This is a genomic window from Nocardioides sp. NPDC054178 (genome assembly GCF_055585005.1).
Genome location: NZ_JBVJKY010000003.1, coordinates 125,499 through 140,839, shown reverse-complemented (window position 1 = coordinate 140,839; position 15,341 = coordinate 125,499). Strand labels below are relative to the sequence as shown.

14 protein-coding genes are annotated in these 15,341 nt (G+C 73.9%); 6 read left to right on the top strand and 8 right to left on the bottom strand.

The annotated features are described in order from the left end of the window. Positions 1–23 precede the first annotated feature (23 nt). Positions 24–773: an IclR family transcriptional regulator gene (locus tag ACZ6WN_RS13230; protein WP_465865103.1), complete on the bottom strand. Its 750-nt coding sequence runs from the start codon at positions 771–773 to the stop codon at positions 24–26. Continuing rightward, positions 773–1,792: a sugar kinase gene (locus ACZ6WN_RS13225; RefSeq protein WP_465865102.1), complete on the bottom strand. Its 1,020-nt coding sequence runs from the start codon at positions 1,790–1,792 to the stop codon at positions 773–775. The genes ACZ6WN_RS13230 and ACZ6WN_RS13225 overlap by 1 nt, the downstream gene beginning before the upstream one ends. A 131-nt stretch (positions 1,793–1,923) precedes the next feature. Between ACZ6WN_RS13225 and ACZ6WN_RS13220 the strand changes: the two genes are divergently transcribed. Genes ACZ6WN_RS13220 through ACZ6WN_RS13205 form a run of 4 tightly spaced genes read left to right on the top strand, consistent with a single transcriptional unit; the run spans position 1,924 to position 6,928 of the window. Next, a complete protein-coding gene (locus ACZ6WN_RS13220; protein ID WP_465865101.1) occupies positions 1,924–3,255 on the top strand; it encodes a type III PLP-dependent enzyme domain-containing protein in 1,332 nt (443 codons plus the stop codon). Positions 3,256–3,266: 11 nt separating this feature from the next. After that, entirely contained in the window at positions 3,267–4,871 is a 1,605-nt protein-coding gene (locus tag ACZ6WN_RS13215; protein WP_465865100.1) for an N-acyl-D-amino-acid deacylase family protein, read from the top strand. Next, positions 4,868–5,506, top strand: a complete 639-nt coding sequence (locus ACZ6WN_RS13210) for a bifunctional 4-hydroxy-2-oxoglutarate aldolase/2-dehydro-3-deoxy-phosphogluconate aldolase (RefSeq protein WP_465865099.1) — start codon at positions 4,868–4,870, stop codon at positions 5,504–5,506. Before ACZ6WN_RS13215 ends, ACZ6WN_RS13210 begins: the two co-directional genes overlap by 4 nt. A gap of 33 nt (positions 5,507–5,539) precedes the next feature. Continuing rightward, the gene (locus ACZ6WN_RS13205) at positions 5,540–6,928 is read left to right on the top strand and encodes a GntP family permease (protein WP_465865098.1); all 1,389 of its coding nucleotides are present in this window, start codon (positions 5,540–5,542) and stop codon (positions 6,926–6,928) included. Between the two features lie 12 nt (positions 6,929–6,940). Here the strand turns inward: ACZ6WN_RS13205 and ACZ6WN_RS13200 are convergent, their stop codons facing one another. From ACZ6WN_RS13200 to ACZ6WN_RS13190, 3 genes are read right to left on the bottom strand one after another with little or no spacing between them, the layout of a single operon-like run. Further along, entirely contained in the window at positions 6,941–7,483 is a 543-nt protein-coding gene (locus ACZ6WN_RS13200; RefSeq protein ID WP_465865845.1) for an HIT family protein, read from the bottom strand. 54 nt (positions 7,484–7,537) lie between these two features. After that, positions 7,538–9,412, bottom strand: a complete 1,875-nt coding sequence (locus ACZ6WN_RS13195) for an FtsX-like permease family protein (RefSeq protein ID WP_465865097.1) — start codon at positions 9,410–9,412, stop codon at positions 7,538–7,540. Further along, complete coding sequence (locus ACZ6WN_RS13190) at positions 9,409–10,200, bottom strand: ABC transporter ATP-binding protein (RefSeq protein WP_465865096.1); 792 nt, start codon at positions 10,198–10,200, stop codon at positions 9,409–9,411. Before ACZ6WN_RS13190 ends, ACZ6WN_RS13195 begins: the two co-directional genes overlap by 4 nt. Positions 10,201–10,309: 109 nt before the next feature. On the opposite strand from ACZ6WN_RS13190, the gene ACZ6WN_RS13185 reads away from it, so the two are divergent. Both ACZ6WN_RS13185 and ACZ6WN_RS13180 read left to right on the top strand, forming a co-directional pair. After that, the gene (locus ACZ6WN_RS13185; RefSeq protein WP_465865095.1) at positions 10,310–11,584 is read left to right on the top strand and encodes a sensor histidine kinase; all 1,275 of its coding nucleotides are present in this window, start codon (positions 10,310–10,312) and stop codon (positions 11,582–11,584) included. Continuing rightward, positions 11,563–12,225: a response regulator gene (locus tag ACZ6WN_RS13180; RefSeq protein WP_465865094.1), complete on the top strand. Its 663-nt coding sequence runs from the start codon at positions 11,563–11,565 to the stop codon at positions 12,223–12,225. The genes ACZ6WN_RS13185 and ACZ6WN_RS13180 overlap by 22 nt, the downstream gene beginning before the upstream one ends. On the opposite strand, the gene ACZ6WN_RS13175 is transcribed toward ACZ6WN_RS13180, so the two are convergent. From ACZ6WN_RS13175 to ACZ6WN_RS13165, 3 genes are read right to left on the bottom strand one after another with little or no spacing between them, the layout of a single operon-like run. Beyond that, positions 12,222–13,511, bottom strand: coding sequence for an MFS transporter (locus ACZ6WN_RS13175; RefSeq protein WP_465865093.1), 1,290 nt, complete (start codon positions 13,509–13,511; stop codon positions 12,222–12,224). The two genes, ACZ6WN_RS13180 and ACZ6WN_RS13175, sit on opposite strands and share 4 nt — an antisense overlap. After that, a complete protein-coding gene (locus ACZ6WN_RS13170) occupies positions 13,508–14,155 on the bottom strand; it encodes a polysaccharide deacetylase family protein (protein ID WP_465865092.1) in 648 nt (215 codons plus the stop codon). Before ACZ6WN_RS13170 ends, ACZ6WN_RS13175 begins: the two co-directional genes overlap by 4 nt. Continuing rightward, positions 14,152–15,264: an MGDG synthase family glycosyltransferase gene (locus ACZ6WN_RS13165; RefSeq protein ID WP_465865091.1), complete on the bottom strand. Its 1,113-nt coding sequence runs from the start codon at positions 15,262–15,264 to the stop codon at positions 14,152–14,154. Before ACZ6WN_RS13165 ends, ACZ6WN_RS13170 begins: the two co-directional genes overlap by 4 nt. Between the last annotated feature and the right edge of the window lie 77 nt (positions 15,265–15,341).

Here is a 15,341-nt window from a genome sequence, read left to right as displayed (position 1 = left end):
ATGGGTTTCCTCTCGGGTGGTTCTCATGAGCTCCGGCCGGCCCAGTCGGCGGAGATCGCTTCGGTGGCGGCGAGGAGCTGCGGCACCAGGGCACGCACCCCCTCGCGGGGCAGGATGACGTCGGGCACGGAGACGGAGACCGCGGCGACGACGCGCCCGGTCTCGTCGCGCACGGGCGCCCCGACGCAGTTGATGAAGTCCTCGTGCTCGGCGGCGTCCTCGGCCCAGCCCTGCTCGCTGGTGCGGGCGAGCACCTCGCGGTAGCCCGCCGCGTCGGCGATGGTGCGGCTGGTGAAGGGCCGGAAGTCGATGCCCGCGATCACCGCCTCGCGCTCGCCCGGCGGGAGGTCGGCGACGAGGACCTTGCCGACGGCGGTCGCGTGGAGCGCGGCGGGCAGACCGACGCGGGAGTACATCCGCACCGCGTGGGTGCTCTCCACCTTGGCGAGGTAGATGGCTGCGCCGTTCTCGTAGCCGGCGAGGTGGACGGCCTGGCCGCCCGTCTCGGCCGCGAGCCGGGTCAGATGTGGCTGGGCCACGTCGCGGATCGCGTGCTGGGCGAGCGCGGCGCCGCCGAGGGCGAACAGCCGGGAGCCGAGGTGGTAGCGCTGGCGGTCGTCGCGGCGTACGAACCGGTCGGCCTCCAGGGTGTGCAGCAGCCGCATCGCGGTGGTCTTGTGGACCTCGAGGCTGGCGGCCACCTGGTCGAGAGACCGCTCGCCCTCACCGAGCTCGATGAGGATCTGCAGCGCGCGGGAGAGACTCTGGCTCATCAGGGGGCCTTCCTATCGGTGTCGAGCGCCGGCGAGTCGATGCCGGCGGCGCTCACCCGGGTCGCGGCCCAGGCGTCCTCGGCGCAGTCGAGCAGCCGGGCGCGTACGTCGGCGGCCGGCGGGGCCGCGTGATCGCCGGTCGCGGCCAGCACGCCCGCCGCGACCAGATGGCCCTGGCGCAGCCGGCCGACCGGCCCGATCCCGTCGACGAGCGCGGCGAGATAGCCCGCCGCGAAGCCGTCACCGGCGCCGACTGGCTCGACGACGTCGACCCGGAGCGCGGGGACCTGGGTGGCGCTGCCGTCCGCGTCGTACTCACCGGCGGCGTGGGAGTCGGCCTTGATCACGAGCCGCGGACGCTCGCCGAGGAGCTCGCGGAGGTCCTGCGGGGCGTGCGCGCCGAGCGCCGCACGCGCCTCGTCGGCCCCGAGCAGGACGATGTCGGCCGCGCGGAGCAGGTCGAGCAGCGGCGCGGTGCTCCGCCCGGCCCACAGCGCCGGGCGCCAGTTGAGGTCGACGCTGAGCCGGAAGCCGAGCTCCTCGCGCAGCGCCAGCAGGCGGGCGACGAGCGCCGAGCCCTCCTCGAGGATGCCCGCGGTGATGCCGGAGGTGTGCACGACCTCGGCCGAGGCCAGCGCGCTCGCGACCTCGGGCAGGTCGAGCAGGTCGGCGTCCATGGCGGCGGCCGCGGAGCCGGAGCGGTAGTAGTGCATCCGGCTGCCACCGGGGGCCGGCTCCTTCACGTAGAGCCCCGTCGGCCGCTCGGGATCACGCTCGGTCTCGACGTGCACGCCGCGGCCGATCAGGTCCTCTGTCACGACGTCGCCGAACGGGTCCTGGCCGAGCCGGGAGACCCAGGCGGTCCGCACCCCGAGGGCCGCCAGGGCTCCGGCCACGTTGGCCTCGGCGCCGCCGACCGAACGTCGCAGGGTCCTCGCCTCGGCCAGCGACTCCTCGCCCTCAGGACGCAGCACGATCATCGCCTCCCCGAGACAGACCGCTCGCACGTCTCCGCTCACCCCCACGAATGGAGCTCCTCCCCTGTTGGTCCCCCGCCGGGCCGTTGACGCCCGCTGTGGCCGATGCTACAACTAACGAATCGAAATACGCAATCGCCGTTGCATAATACGCAACGAAGGAAGGACGGGCCATGGATCACCCCGCAGCCCACATCGACGCAGCCGCCGTCAGGGCCCTGCGCGAGGAGCGGGTCGACTGGCGCCACAAGGCGATCCCGCCCGCGCTGTGGGGACGTACGGTCGCCGAGGTGCTCGAGACGGCGCCCCGGCTCTCGCAGCTGCCCACGCCCGTGCTCTCCCTCTCCCACGTCGCGATGACCCACAACCGGGACACGCTCGCCGCCTGGTGCGCGGAGCGGGGCATCGCCCTGGCCCCGCACGGCAAGACCACGATGGCTCCCCAGCTCTGGGCCGAGCAGCTCGCCGCCGGTGCCTGGGCGATCACCGTGGCCAACCTTCCTCAGCTCGCCGTCGCCCGCGCCTTCGGTGTCTCCCGGGTGATCGTGGCCAACGCTGTCGTCTCACCGCTGACGCTGCGGTGGATCAGCGACCAGCTCACCGAGGACCCCGGCCTGGAGGTGCTGGTGTGGGCCGACTCGCCGCGCACGGTGGCCCTGATGCACGACGCGCTCGCGGCCCACGCGGCCGAGGCCGGTCCACGACGCCCGCTCGGCGTCCTCGTCGAGCGGGGTGCCGCGGGCGGTCGCACCGGCGCTCGGGACGAGGAGACGGCGATCGCGGTCGCCGAGGCGATCGCCGCCTCGCCCCATCTGGAGCTCGCCGGCGTCACCGGCTACGAGGGCGCCCTGGCGCACACGACCGACGAGGCCGCGCTCGGCCTCGTCCATGCGTACGTCGACAGTCTGGTCTCCCTGCACCGGCGGATCTCCGACCTGCTGCCTTCCGGCCGGACACCGGTGGTGAGCGCCGGCGGCAGCGCCTACTTCGAGCAGGTCGCCGACGCGCTCGCCCCGCTCGTGGCAGGTGACGAGGCCCGTGTGGTGCTGCGCAGCGGCGCCTACATCACCCACGACGACGGCTTCTACCGCGGCATCTCGCCGTTGGGGAGCGCGCCGCGCACCACCGGCCCGGGACTGCGCAGCGCCCTGCACGGCTGGGTGCGGATCTCCTCCCAGCCCGAGCCGGGGCTGGCGCTGTTCGACGCGGGCAAGCGGGACCTGCCCTTCGACGAAGGTCTTCCCGAGGCCCAGCTGCTGCGGGCGCGGACCACCGGGTCCCCCGCGACTCCGCTCACCGGTGTCACGGTGACCGCGCTCAACGATCAGCACGGCTTCCTCCGCTGGGACCCCGCGGGTGAGCCGCCGGTCCTGATCGGCGACGAGCTCCGCCTCGGGCTCTCGCACCCGTGCACCGCCTTCGACAAGTGGGGCCTCGTCCCGGTCCTCGACGACGCCGACGCCGAGGACCCGGTCGTCGTCGACCTCGTGCGGACCTGGTTCTGAGAGGGGCCACCATGACCGACCTGCTCATCCGCGACGCGACCGTCATCGACGGCACCGGCGCCCCCGCCTTCCACGCCCACGTCAGCATCGAGGCGGGCCGGATCACGGGCCTCCACACCGATACTCCGCCCCCGGCCGCGCGGCGCACCATCGATGCCGCCGGGCGGGCGCTGACCCCGGGGTTCATCGACATGCACGCCCACTCCGACCTGCAGATCCTGGTCAACCCCGACCACACCGCCAAGGTGAGCCAGGGCGTCACCCTCGAGGTGGTCGGGCAGGACGGTCTCTCGTTCGCGCCCGCCGATCCGGCGACGCGGGCCCAGCTGCGCCGCCAGATCGCGGGGTGGAACGGTGAGCCGGACGACTTCGACTTCGACTGGGACACCGTCGCCGGCTACCTGGACCGGCTCGACCGCGGGATCGCGTGCAACGCGGCGTACCTCGTTCCGCAGGGGACCCTGCGGCTGATGGTCGTCGGCCCGGACGACCGGGCCGCAACCGCCGCCGAGATCACCGAGATGGCCCGGCTGCTGCGGGTCGGTCTCGCGGAGGGCGCGGTCGGGATGAGCAGCGGGCTGACCTACCCGCCGAGCATGTTCGCCGACGACGAGGAGCTGGCCACGCTGTGCCGGGTCGTCGCCGAGGCCGGCGGCTATTACAGCCCGCACCACCGTTCCTACGGCGCCGGTGCGCTGGAGGCGTACGCCGAGATGATCGCCGTCGCGCGCACCTCCGGGTGCGCTCTCCACCTCACCCACGCGACCATGAACTTCGAACCCAACCGCGGGCGGGCCGGCGAGCTCGTCGACCTGATCGAGACCGGCCTGGCCGACGGCGTCGACATCACGCTCGACACCTACCCCTACCTCCCGGGCGCCACCACGCTCAGCGCCGTGCTGCCCAGCTGGTCGACCTCCGGCGGCCCGGACGCGCTGCTCGCGCGGATCGCCGACCCGGCCGACCGGGCCCGGATCGCGCACGAGCTCGACCACGTCGGCACCGACGGCTGCCACGGCTGCGTGACCGAGTGGCACACGATCCAGATCAGCGGCGTACGCAACCCCGAGCTGTCCGGCCACGTCGGCCGCACCGTGGCCGAGATCGCCGAGGAGTCCGGTCAGGCGCCGACGGAGGTCTTCTTCGACCTGCTCGTCCGCGACCGGCTGGCCACGACGATCCTGCAGCACGTCGGCCACGAGGAGAACGTGCAGACGATCATGCGGCACCGCACCCACTGCGGCGGCAGCGACGCGATCCTCGTCGGCGAGCGCCCGCACCCGCGCGCGTGGGGCACCTTCCCTCGCTACCTGGCCCGTTACGTACGCGAGCTCGGGGTGCTCGACCTGGTCGACTGCGTCCACCACCTGACCGGCCGCCCGGCGTCCCGGCTGCGGCTCGCCGACCGGGGCCTCGTCCGGGAGGGGTACGCCGCCGACCTGGTGCTCCTCGATCCCGAGACCGTCGCGGACACCGCCACCTTCGAGCAGCCGCGGCAGCAGGCGCGCGGCATCGACTGGGTGCTGGTCAACGGCACCGCCGTCATCGAGGACGGCCACCGCACCGACGCCCTGCCCGGCCGGGCGCTGCGCCGCACCGAGGAAGGGACCCGATGAGCAACCCCGTGATCGAGACGCTCCGCGCCGACCGGGCACTGGTCGTCGTCCGCGCCTCCCGGCTCACCGATCCCGTCGCGCTCTGCCGTGCGCTGGCCGCCGGCGGCATCCGGACCGTCGAGCTGACCTTCACGACGCCGGGCCTCACCGATCTCCTGGCGCAGGTCAGCGCCCGCGCGGACGACGACATCGTCGTCGGCGCCGGGACGGTGGTGTCCGCCGACCAGGCCCGGGCGGCGCTCGCGGCGGGGGCCCGGTTCCTGGTGACGCCGGGGCTTCCGCCGGAGGCCGCGGAGATCGTGGCGGAGGGTCACGCCGCGGGCGCGGCCGTCGTGCTCGGCGCGCTCACCCCGACCGAGGTCCTCACCGCGACGACGCTGGGCGCCGACGCGGTCAAGATCTTCCCGGCGCGGACCGTGGGCCCGCGCTACTTCGCCGACCTGCGGGGGCCGTTCCCCGAGGTCGCCCTGATCCCTTCCGGCGGAGTCGACGACGACAACGCCGCGGAGTTCCTGCGGGCCGGCGCCATCGCCGTGACCGCCGGGACGTCGGTGGTCCAGCCCGCCGACGTCGACGAGGCCAGGTGGGAGCAGATCACCACCAACGCCGCCCGGTTCCGCGCAGCTCTGCGCTGAGACCGTCCCCCACCCGACACGGGAGAACCAACCATGCATTGGCTCCAGACAAGCACGACCGGCCTGCTGCTGCTCTGCGGCGCAGCGATCGCCGTCCTCCTCTTCCTGATCATCAAGGTGAAGCTCGAACCCTTCATCGCCCTCTTCATCAGCGGCATCGGCCTCGCCGTCGCGGCCGGGCTGTCCGTCGAGCAGATGGTGGGCACCGCCCTGTCCTCGAAGGAGTCGCTCATCGAGACCGGCTTCGGCGGCGTACTGGGCCACATCGCGCTCATCATCGGACTCGGCACCGTCCTCGGGTCGCTCCTGGAGCGGTCCGGCGGCGCCGATGTCCTCGCCGCGAGGCTGATCGGCATCTTCGGCGAGCGCGGCACCCCGGTCGCGATGGGCCTGGTCGGCCTGATCTTCGGCATCCCGGTCTTCTTCGACATCGGCATCTTCGTGCTCGCGCCGCTGGTCTACGTCGCAGCTCACCGCGGCGGCAAGTCGCTCGTCCTCTACGCCCTTCCCGTCCTCGCCGGCCTGTCGATGACGCACGCCTTCCTGCCTCCCCACCCCGGCCCGACCGCCCTGGGCGGCCTCCTCGGCGTCGACCTCGGCTGGCTGATCATCATGGGCCTGCTGTGCGGCCTGCCCGCGTTCGCCGCGGCCGGCATCCTCTTCCCCATGTGGATCGCCCCGCGCGTCCAGGTCTCGGTGCCCGAGGAGTTCCTGGTCGCGGAGACCGAGGCCGAGCAGGACGCGACGCCGACCACCCCCGTCTCGCTCGCCCTCGTCATCGGGGTCATCGCGGTGCCGCTGATCCTGATCCTCGGCGCGACCTTCGGCACGATGCTGCTCGACCCGGGCCGGCTGCTCGACGTGCTCACCTTCCTCGGCAACCCGGCGGTCGCGCTCACCATCGCCGTGCTCCTCGCCTTCTGGCTGCTCGGCACCCGGCGCGGGATGAGCATCGAGGAGATCTCGGAGTTCACCGGTGCCTCGCTGCGACCGGTCGGCATGATCCTGCTCGTCGTCGGTGCCGGTGCCTTCTTCGGCGCGGTGATCTCCGCGACCGGCATCGGTGCCGCGCTCGCCGAGGTGCTCTCCGACGCGGGCCTGCCGATCCTGCTGCTGGCCTACGTCATCTCCTGCGCGCTCCGGATCGCCCAGGGCTCGGCGACCGTGGCGATCGTGACCACCGGCGGCATCATCGCCCCGACCCTCGGCACCGGCTACTCCCAGCCCGAGCTCGCCGTGATCGCGGTCGCGATCGCCGCCGGCTCGATCATCCTCAGCCACGTCAACGACGGCGGCTTCTGGATCGTCTCGCGCTACTTCAACATGACCGTGAAGCAGACGCTGGCGACCTGGACCGTCCTGGAGACGGTGCTCTCGATCGTCGGCTTCGCGGCCGCCGCGGTCGCCTGGGCGATCGTCTGATCGAACCAGATGCTAGGCCGACGCCCACGCCTGCGCGAGCAGGTCGCGGGTGTCGGTCAGCAGCTGCGGCAGGGTCTTGGTGCGGCCGATGATCGGCATGAAGTTCTGGTCGCCGACCCAGCGGGGCACGATGTGCTGGTGCAGGTGGGCGGCGATGCCGGCGCCGCCGGCGGTGCCCTGGTTCATCCCGATGTTGAAGCCCTCGGCGCGCGAGACGCCGGCGAGGGTGCGTACGGCCTGCTTGGTCAGCACCGCCATCTCGGCGGCCTCCTCGTCGCTGGTCTCGACATAGCCGGCGACGTGGCGGTAGGGGCACACCATCATGTGGCCCGGGGCGTACGGGTAGAGGTTGAGCACCACGAAGCAGGTCTCGCCGCGGTGGACGACCAGCCCCTCGGTGTCCTCGAGGGTCGGCACCCGGCAGAACGGGCACTTCGTCTCGGACGGATCACTGGGCTTGTTCTCCCCACGGATGTAGGCCATCCGGTAGGGCGTCCACAGCCGCTCCAGCCCGTCGCCCTCGCCGATGCCGTCCTGGGTGAGCACCCCGTCCATCTCTGTCACGCGGCAAACACTACTTAACCCCTCACAGGCCCCTTCAGGACAGGCTCAGTCGGCCGCTTCCCCACCCCGCAGCGTGTACGCCCCGGCGACGGCGGCGGCGAGCAGCACGACCAGGCAGGCCGCCGTGATCCCGGACAGCGCCGGCCAGGGGAACGTCAGCGGCGCGCCGGGCACGTCGCGTACGACCGCCTGTCGCATCAGCCAGCCGGTGAGACCGGTCACGGCGCCGCCGACCAGCAGCGCCCCGGCGCCGGTGAACGCCGTCTCCCACAGGGCGGTGCGGCGCACCTGTGCCGGGGTGGCTCCGACGAGCCGGGCGGTGGCGGTCTGACGGCGGCGCTGACTCGCCCCGATCAGGACCGCGTTGACGGCCGCGATCGCGGCGTAGACGCCGGCCGGGCCGAGCATGACCCACAGGACGACCGTGTTCATCTGGCGCGCCTCGGCCGAGATCGTGCCGATCCACTCCTCTCCCGTGCCGACCTCGGCCCCGGTCTCCCGGATCGAGCGTGCGGTGGCGGCCACGTCCGCGCCCGCCTCGGTGCGCACGAAGACCGTCCCGGTGTCGTGGGCGACCCTGTCGATGCCGGGCAGGTCATCGGGCACGATGACGTCGCTCCACAGGTTCGGCGCGTCGGGGACGACCGCGACCAGGCGGACCTTGATGATCCGGCCGTCGACCCGCATCCGGCGGGTCTGACCGACTCGGGCGCCGAGGTCGGTGACGTAGGAGGCGGTGACCGCCATCGTCCGGCCGCGCAGGTCGGCGAGACTCCCCCGCGTCGCCTGCAGGCTCCGGGTGGCGGCCGCGCCGGCGACGTCGACGACCTCGACGTCCTCGGGACCGCCCCCGAACCCGACCCTCGCCGTGCGGCGTACGTCGCTCACGCCCACCCCGGGCACGTCCTGGATCCGCTCGGGACGATCTGTCCGGCCGACGACGAGCTCCGACCTGAGCGCGGCCCGGTCGGCACCTTCGCTCCAGTCGGCGGTCGCCCCGACCGCGAGCACCATCGAGCCAGCCACCGCCATGATGGCCACCACCGGCGCCGCCACCGCCGCGGTCATCCGGCTGCTGGTGCGGGCGAGGTCGCGGGCCAGGTGCGCCGCCGGGTCCCGTCGCGCCACCGTGGCGCCGACCCACGCGGCCAGCTGGGTGTAGAGCAGGCCACCCACCGCGTTGGCGCCGATCACGGCGACGATCGGCAGGAACATGCCCACGAGCAGTGCGAACAGCAGCGGCATCTCGGAGGCGAACCAGGCCGCCGCGACCAGCGCCCCCGCCGCGGTGAGCGCGACCAGCGCCTGGATCACGGTGGGCCGTCGCCGCTCGAGGACCGCCTCGCGCAGCGCCTCGACCGGCTGCGTACGTCCCGCGCGAGCGCCCGCGCGCCAGGCCCCGACCAGGGCGACCCCCACACCGCAGGAGGCGGCGATCGCCCACCCGGTGGCCTGGCCCGGTATCGCGAGCAGGACCGGCGTGACCCCGACCTGGTGCAGGACCCGCAGCACCGGCACCGTGACGGCGGTGCCGAGCAGGCAGCCGGCGACCGTGCCGAGGCCCGCGACGGCGAGCGCCTCCGCGAGCAGCAGCGTGCGCACCTGCCGCGGGGTGGCGCCGAGCAGGCGGAGCAGGCCGAGCTCGCGGCGCCGGGTGGCCACCACGAAGCCGAAGGTCGAGGAGACCACGAAGAGCGCCAGGAACAGCGAGATGCCAGCCATGATGCCGAACAGCGACCCGAGGTCGTCGATCTGCGTCCGGGTCTGCTGGTCCAGCCCGTCGGTGGCGGTGCCGAGCGCTCCCAGCATGTTGGTCGCGAGGGTGATCAGGGCGATGCCGCCGGCGAGGGCGACCGCGGCGCCGGCGTACGGGGGCCAGGACTGGCGCAGGGTCTTCAGGCTGTGCGCGACCAGGCTCATCGCGCGGCCTCCAGCTCGGCCATGCGGGCGCCGATCCGGGCCGGGTCGCTGCGCTCCATCTGCCCCACGACCCGGCCGTCGGCGAGGAACAGCACGCTGTCGGCGTACGAGGCGGCGAGGGGGTCGTGGGTGACCATCACGACCGTCTGCGCCGGCCCCTGAGTCATCGGCGCGTCGACGAGGTCCCGCAGCAGCCCGAGCACCTCGCGTCCGGCATGGCGGTCCAGCGCACCGGTGGGCTCGTCGGCGAAGAGCACCGCGGGCCGGGCGTGCAGCGCCCGCGCGATGGCCACGCGCTGCTGCTGGCCGCCGGAGAGCTCCGGCGGCCGTCGCCGGGCGAGGCCGTGCAGGCCGACCTGCTCGAGCGCCCCGATCACCTCGGCGCGATCCGGGCGCCGCCCGGCGAGGCGGGCGGGCAGGACGACGTTGTCGTAGGCGGTCAGGGCGTCGAGCAGGTTGTACTGCTGGAACACGAAGCCCATCACCTCTCGGCGCAGCTTCGTCAGGGTCGTCCGGCTCAGGCCGGCCAGGTCGGTTCCGGCGACCCGGACGCTGCCCCGGGTGGGCCGGTCGAGGCCGGCGGCGATCTGCATCAGCGTGGACTTGCCCGATCCCGACGGACCCATGATCGCGGTGAACGTCCCGGAGGCGAAGGCGTGGCTCACGCCCCGCAGGGCGTGGACCTTCCCGGAGCGGGCTCGGTAGGTGCGGGTGACGTCGTCGAGGACGACGGCGGGCGGGCCGGGCGGCCGAGGCGCATGGACGGCGTCGGGGATGGTGGCGGTCATGACCTCCAGCCAACGCCGTCCCCGCGGCGCGCGCACGGGCGTGGACGCCACGGCGAGGTAGCGCGTGCGCTACCCCGTTGTGGACGATCGGTGCCTAGGCTCGAGAGTCATGAGACCACCACCGGACGTCTGGGCCGCGCTGCGCTCCTCCCCCTGGCGGCTGCTCGCCTCCAGCTGGCCGTGGCGCGCCCTGGCCTACCTCGTCTCCGGTGCCCTGATCGGCCTCGTCGTCGCCGCCGTGCTGTTCGTGCTGGTCGGCGTCGGACTGCTCACCCTGGCCCTCCTGGTCGGGATCCTGGTGCTCGCCGGGATCCCGCTGCTCGCCGCGCTCGTCGCCGACGTGGAGCGGGTACGCCTCCGGCTCGTCCTTCCCGACGTCCGTCCCGAGCCGGCCGAGCGGCCCGTGCCGATCGTCTGGAGCGACCGGCTCCGGGCCCTGCGCCGGCTGCGGATCTCCGGGCCCGAGGTCGGCTACACCGTGCTGCTCGCCACCGTGCTGTGGCTGGTCGACGCCGTCGTGCTCAACCTGATCATCACCATCCCCGGCGTGCTCGTGCTCGCCCCGCTCCTGGTGCGTCTCGACGCTCCGATCGCCTTCGGCCCCTGGCAGCTCACCACCTCCACGGAGGCCTGGATCGCGGTGGTCCCGGGCCTGGTGCTGCTGGTCGCCGGCCTGTACGCCGCGACCCTCCTCGCCGCGGCCCAGGCGAGCCTGGCACGGCTCCTGCTCGAACCTGCCCAGGCCCGGCTGGCCGCGGCGGTCGCCGATCTGCGCCGCTCCCGCGTCGACCTCGTGGACGCCTTCGAGACCGAACGCAGCCGGATCGAGCGCGACCTCCACGACGGCGCGCAGCAGCGCCTGGTCGCGCTGACCATGACCCTCGGGCTGGCCGAGCTGGAGCTGCCCGAGGGCGCCGGCCTCGACCTGGTCCGGCAGGCCCATACCCAGGCCGAGACGGCCCTGGCCGAGCTTCGCGCCACCGTCCGCGGGATCCATCCCCGGGTGCTGGTCGACCACGGGCTCACCGCGGCCGTGCGCGAGCTCGCCGACGCCGCCGGGCTGCCGGTCGCTGTCGACCTGCGCGTGGCCGGCCGGCTGCCGGCGCCCGTCGAGGCGGCGGCGTACTTCATGGTCGCCGAGGCGCTCACCAACGCGGTCCGCCATGCCGGGGCCCGCTCGGCCCGCGTCGAGGGGCAGGTGATCGGTGACCGCCTGGAGATCCTCGTCCGCGATGATGGGGCCGGCGGCGCCGCCGTGCGTCCCGGGGGCGGGCTCGCCGGTCTGGCCACCCGCCTCGCCGCCCTGGACGGCCGCCTGGAGGTCACCAGCCCACCGGGCGGACCGACGGAAGTGAGGCTGACGTGCCCGACCGTGCTCCCCTGAGGATCGTCCTGGCCGAGGACGCCGCGCTGCTGCGCGAGGGCCTGCTGGCCATCCTCGAGCGAGCCGGCCACGACGTCATCGCCGCGGTCGGCGACGCGGACGCCCTGCTCGCCTTCACCGACCACACCCGCCCCGACGTGGTCATCACCGACATCCGGATGCCTCCCACCCACACCGACGAGGGGCTGCGCGCCGCTGCCGAGCTCCGCCGGCGCCACCGCGACCTGGCCGTCCTGGTGCTCTCGGCCTATGTGGCCGACGCCTATCTCGCCGAGCTCCTCGACACCACCGGTGGGGCCGGCATCGGCTACCTGCTCAAGGACCGGGTCGGCCACGTCCGCGACTTCCTCGACAGCCTGGACCGGGTGGCCGCCGGGGAGACGGCCGTCGACCCCCAGGTCGTCCGCGGCCTCCTCGACCGGCACCAGCCCGACGGGCCCCTCGACGTGCTCTCGGAGCGCGAGCGCGAGGTCCTGGCCCTGATGGCCGAGGGCCGCACCAACGGCAGCATCGCCACCGCCCTCTTCGTCTCCGAGGCCGCCGTCCGCAAGCACGTCGGCAACATCTTCGCCAAGCTCCGGCTCGACCCCACCACCGACCGACGGGTCTCCGCCGTCCTCGCCTACCTGCGCGAGGCCTAGCCGGCCACCGCGCCGGTCCGGCGCCGGGTGACGTGGACGAGCAGCGCGAAGGCGGCGACCTGCAGCCCACCGATCACCCCGGCCAGGACCGGGACGTGACCGGTGACCAGCGCGCCGGCCAGACCGCCGCCGGCGAGCGCGCCGAGACCCTGGACGGCGGCGAAGACCCCGTAGGCCGTGGCCCGGCGAGGCGCGGGGACGAGGTCGGCGACGTACGCCTTCACCGTCGAGTCCTGGATGCCGTAGGCCACGCCCCACACCACGACACCGGCCAGCACCAGCCAGAGCTGGGAGGCGAAGACGCACCACGGCACCAGGGCGACGAGGACGGGGACGACCAGGAGCACGCGGCTGCCCCGGCGGTCGAAGAGGTGGCCGGTGCCGAGCGCCGCGACGGCCTCGACCGCCATCGCCAGGGCGTAGACGAGGGGGATGGCGGCTGCGAGGAGGAGACCGTCCTCGACCATCCGGAAGGAGATCACACCGAACGTCATCAGGCCGGCGGTCATCATGGCGGCGGCCAGGGAGAAGAGATGGAACGTACGCGGCAGGTCACTGCCCGTCACGGCCCGGCCGATCGCCGCGAGCGTGCTCGGCGCGCGGCCCGCCGGGTCGACACCCTTCGCAGGCTCGGTCTCGGGCTCGGGCTCGGTCACGATCGGTGCCCGGCGGCGCAGCTGGGCCAGCAGCAGGAGCGAGATCGCACCGGGCACGGCGAGCAGGGCGAAGCCCGGCCAGATCAGCCCGGTCGCGGCGGCGACCCCGGCGAGCAGGAGCGGCCCGGAGAAGGCACCGACCTGGTCCAGGGCCTTGTGGACGGCGAACCCCTTGCCCCGGCCGGTGGAGGTGGCCATCCGCGCCAGCAGGGCCGACTTGGCCGGGCTCCGGATGGCCTTCCCGGTGCGCTCGAGCAGGATCAGGGTCGTCGCGACCGCCAGCCCGGCGCCGCCGAGGAACGGCGCGACCGCGAGGAGCGGCACGCAGACCGCGGTCATGGCGTAGCCGAGGACCGTCAGCCGCCAGTGGTTGTGGCTGCGGTCGGCCCACACCCCGGTCACCAGCCGCAGCACGAGCGCGATCCCCTCGCCGGCACCGGTGATCAGGCCGACGGTCAGCGCGGAGGCGCCCAGGCTGCCGAGGAACGGCCCGGCCATCGCCCGCATGCCCTCGTAGACCATGTCGGCGCAGAGGCTGACGAGGCCGAAGGCGAAGACCGCACGCCACGGGGTCCAGGTCCTGGGCCCGACGGCGGGTGCGGCGTCGTGGCCGGGCGATGTCTGCGTCACGTGGATCCATTCTCGCAGGGAACCTCGCGCCAGTGCTCCCCCAGGGTGCCGACGTTCGCGGAGACCAGCGGACCGGCGAGCAGCTGCTCGGTCGCTGCCAGCGTACGCCGCCAGTCGCCGTGGGGTGCGTGGCGGTCGGTGTCGTGCAGCAGGATCGTTCCGCCGGGCCGCAGCGTACGCAGGACGGTCGCGACGACGGTGGCCGGCGAGGCCGCTCGCTCCCACTCGCGTCCCCAGGCCGTCCACAGCACGGGTGTCAGACCGAGGGCCCGGCAGGCCAGGACGGACTCGCCGCTGGGCACCCCGTACGGCGGCCGGTACCAGGTGACCTGCTCGCCGCTGATGTCCTCCACGACGTCGCGGGCCCGGCGGATCCCGCGGGTCAGCCTGGTGGGCGGCAGCGCCAGGGTGCAGCGGTGCGTCCAGCCGTGGATCGCCAGCTCGTGCCCTTCCCGGCTGATCCGACGGATCAGGTCGGGGTGATCGAGGGCCTGGGAGCCCAGGACGAAGAAGGTCGCCCTCCGGCCGTGGCCGGCGAGGAGGTCGAGGAATGCCGGTGTGCTGGCCGGGTCGGGCCCGTCGTCGAAGGTGAGGGCGATGTGGGATCCGCCGCCGGCTCCCCGGGCGGCCGCGATCCGGCTCATGCCGCCACCTCCGTCGGGACGTGTCCGGTGAGCACGTCGAGGAGCTCGGGCGCGTCCACGGGCAGGTGGCTGCGCCGGGGAGCGAGCCCGGCCCCGGCGAGGAACCGGGCGAGGTCCGCCGAGGTGCGGGCCCACGGGATCAGGCCAGCGGCCTCCAGGTTGGCCGAGTTCGCGACGCCGTGACCCGGCAGGGGCCGGTAGGTGACCACCGGCGTACCGGAGGCCAGCGCCTCCAGCGACGTGAACCCGCCGGCGTTCTGCACGACGCAGTCACAGGCGCTCATCAGCGCCGGGATGTCGTCACGCCAGCCGAGCGCGACGACGCCGGGGATCCGGGACAGACGGCGACGCAGCCGGGTGTCGGTGCCGCACAGCACGACCGGCGTCATCCGTCCGTCGGCGAGGAGGTCGCGCGCGGTGGACTCCAGCCGTCCCATGCCCAACGAGCCACCGGTGACCAGGGCCCAGGGTCCGGCGATGTCAGCGGGGCTCGGCTCCTGGCGGGGCGCGCCGAGCCCCGCCGGCCGCTCCGGGATGAGCGGCCGCACGACCTCGGTACGTCCGCCCCACCGTCGTGCCTCGGCGGCCGCGACCTCGTGGATGGCGAGGTTGAGATCGACGCCGGCGTGGATCCACAGCGGGTGGACGGAGGTGTCGGTGAGGTAGGTGACCACGGGAGCGGCGAGCATGCCGCTCACCCGGGCGTGCCCGAGCGCCTGGGCACCGAACGGATGCGTGGTGAGGACCAGGTCGCAGCCCCGCGTGGCCTCGACGATCCGGGCGGCGGTCGCGGCGAGGAGCCGGGTCACGAGCCGGTACGCGGCGCGGTCCGGCTCGAGCAGCCGCAGGGTGGTCCCCCAGGACCCGGGCCGGCGCCGGAGCTGGGCGTAGTAGACGCGCCGCAGGAGCGGGCCGAGCCGGAGCGGCAGCAGGGTCACGACGTCGTGGATCTCGACGTCGCAGCCCGCCGCCGTCAGGACACGGGCGATCTCCCGAGCAGCGGAGTTGTGACCGGCGCCGTAGCTGCCGGTGATCACCGCGACCCGCGGCGTCCCCGGGGCGAGGGCGAGCAGCGGCACCGCCGCGATGGGCATGGTCTGAGTCGTCATGGCGGCGAGGATGACTCCCTGCGTATGAAGGATTGATGAAGCCCGATCCGCCTTCATCGAGCCTTCATGCAGGCCTT

Coding starts and splice junctions, on each gene's coding strand:
- ACZ6WN_RS13230 (WP_465865103.1), bottom strand. CDS start 773: ATGAGCCAGAGTCTCTCCCGCGCGCTGCAGATCCTCATCGAGCTCGGT.
- ACZ6WN_RS13220 (WP_465865101.1), top strand. CDS start 1,924: ATGGATCACCCCGCAGCCCACATCGACGCAGCCGCCGTCAGGGCCCTG.
- ACZ6WN_RS13215 (WP_465865100.1), top strand. CDS start 3,267: ATGACCGACCTGCTCATCCGCGACGCGACCGTCATCGACGGCACCGGC.
- ACZ6WN_RS13210 (WP_465865099.1), top strand. CDS start 4,868: ATGAGCAACCCCGTGATCGAGACGCTCCGCGCCGACCGGGCACTGGTC.
- ACZ6WN_RS13205 (WP_465865098.1), top strand. CDS start 5,540: ATGCATTGGCTCCAGACAAGCACGACCGGCCTGCTGCTGCTCTGCGGC.
- ACZ6WN_RS13200 (WP_465865845.1), bottom strand. CDS start 7,483: ATGGACGGGGTGCTCACCCAGGACGGCATCGGCGAGGGCGACGGGCTG.
- ACZ6WN_RS13195 (WP_465865097.1), bottom strand. CDS start 9,412: ATGAGCCTGGTCGCGCACAGCCTGAAGACCCTGCGCCAGTCCTGGCCC.
- ACZ6WN_RS13190 (WP_465865096.1), bottom strand. CDS start 10,200: ATGACCGCCACCATCCCCGACGCCGTCCATGCGCCTCGGCCGCCCGGC.
- ACZ6WN_RS13185 (WP_465865095.1), top strand. CDS start 10,310: ATGAGACCACCACCGGACGTCTGGGCCGCGCTGCGCTCCTCCCCCTGG.
- ACZ6WN_RS13170 (WP_465865092.1), bottom strand. CDS start 14,155: ATGAGCCGGATCGCGGCCGCCCGGGGAGCCGGCGGCGGATCCCACATC.
- ACZ6WN_RS13165 (WP_465865091.1), bottom strand. CDS start 15,264: ATGACGACTCAGACCATGCCCATCGCGGCGGTGCCGCTGCTCGCCCTC.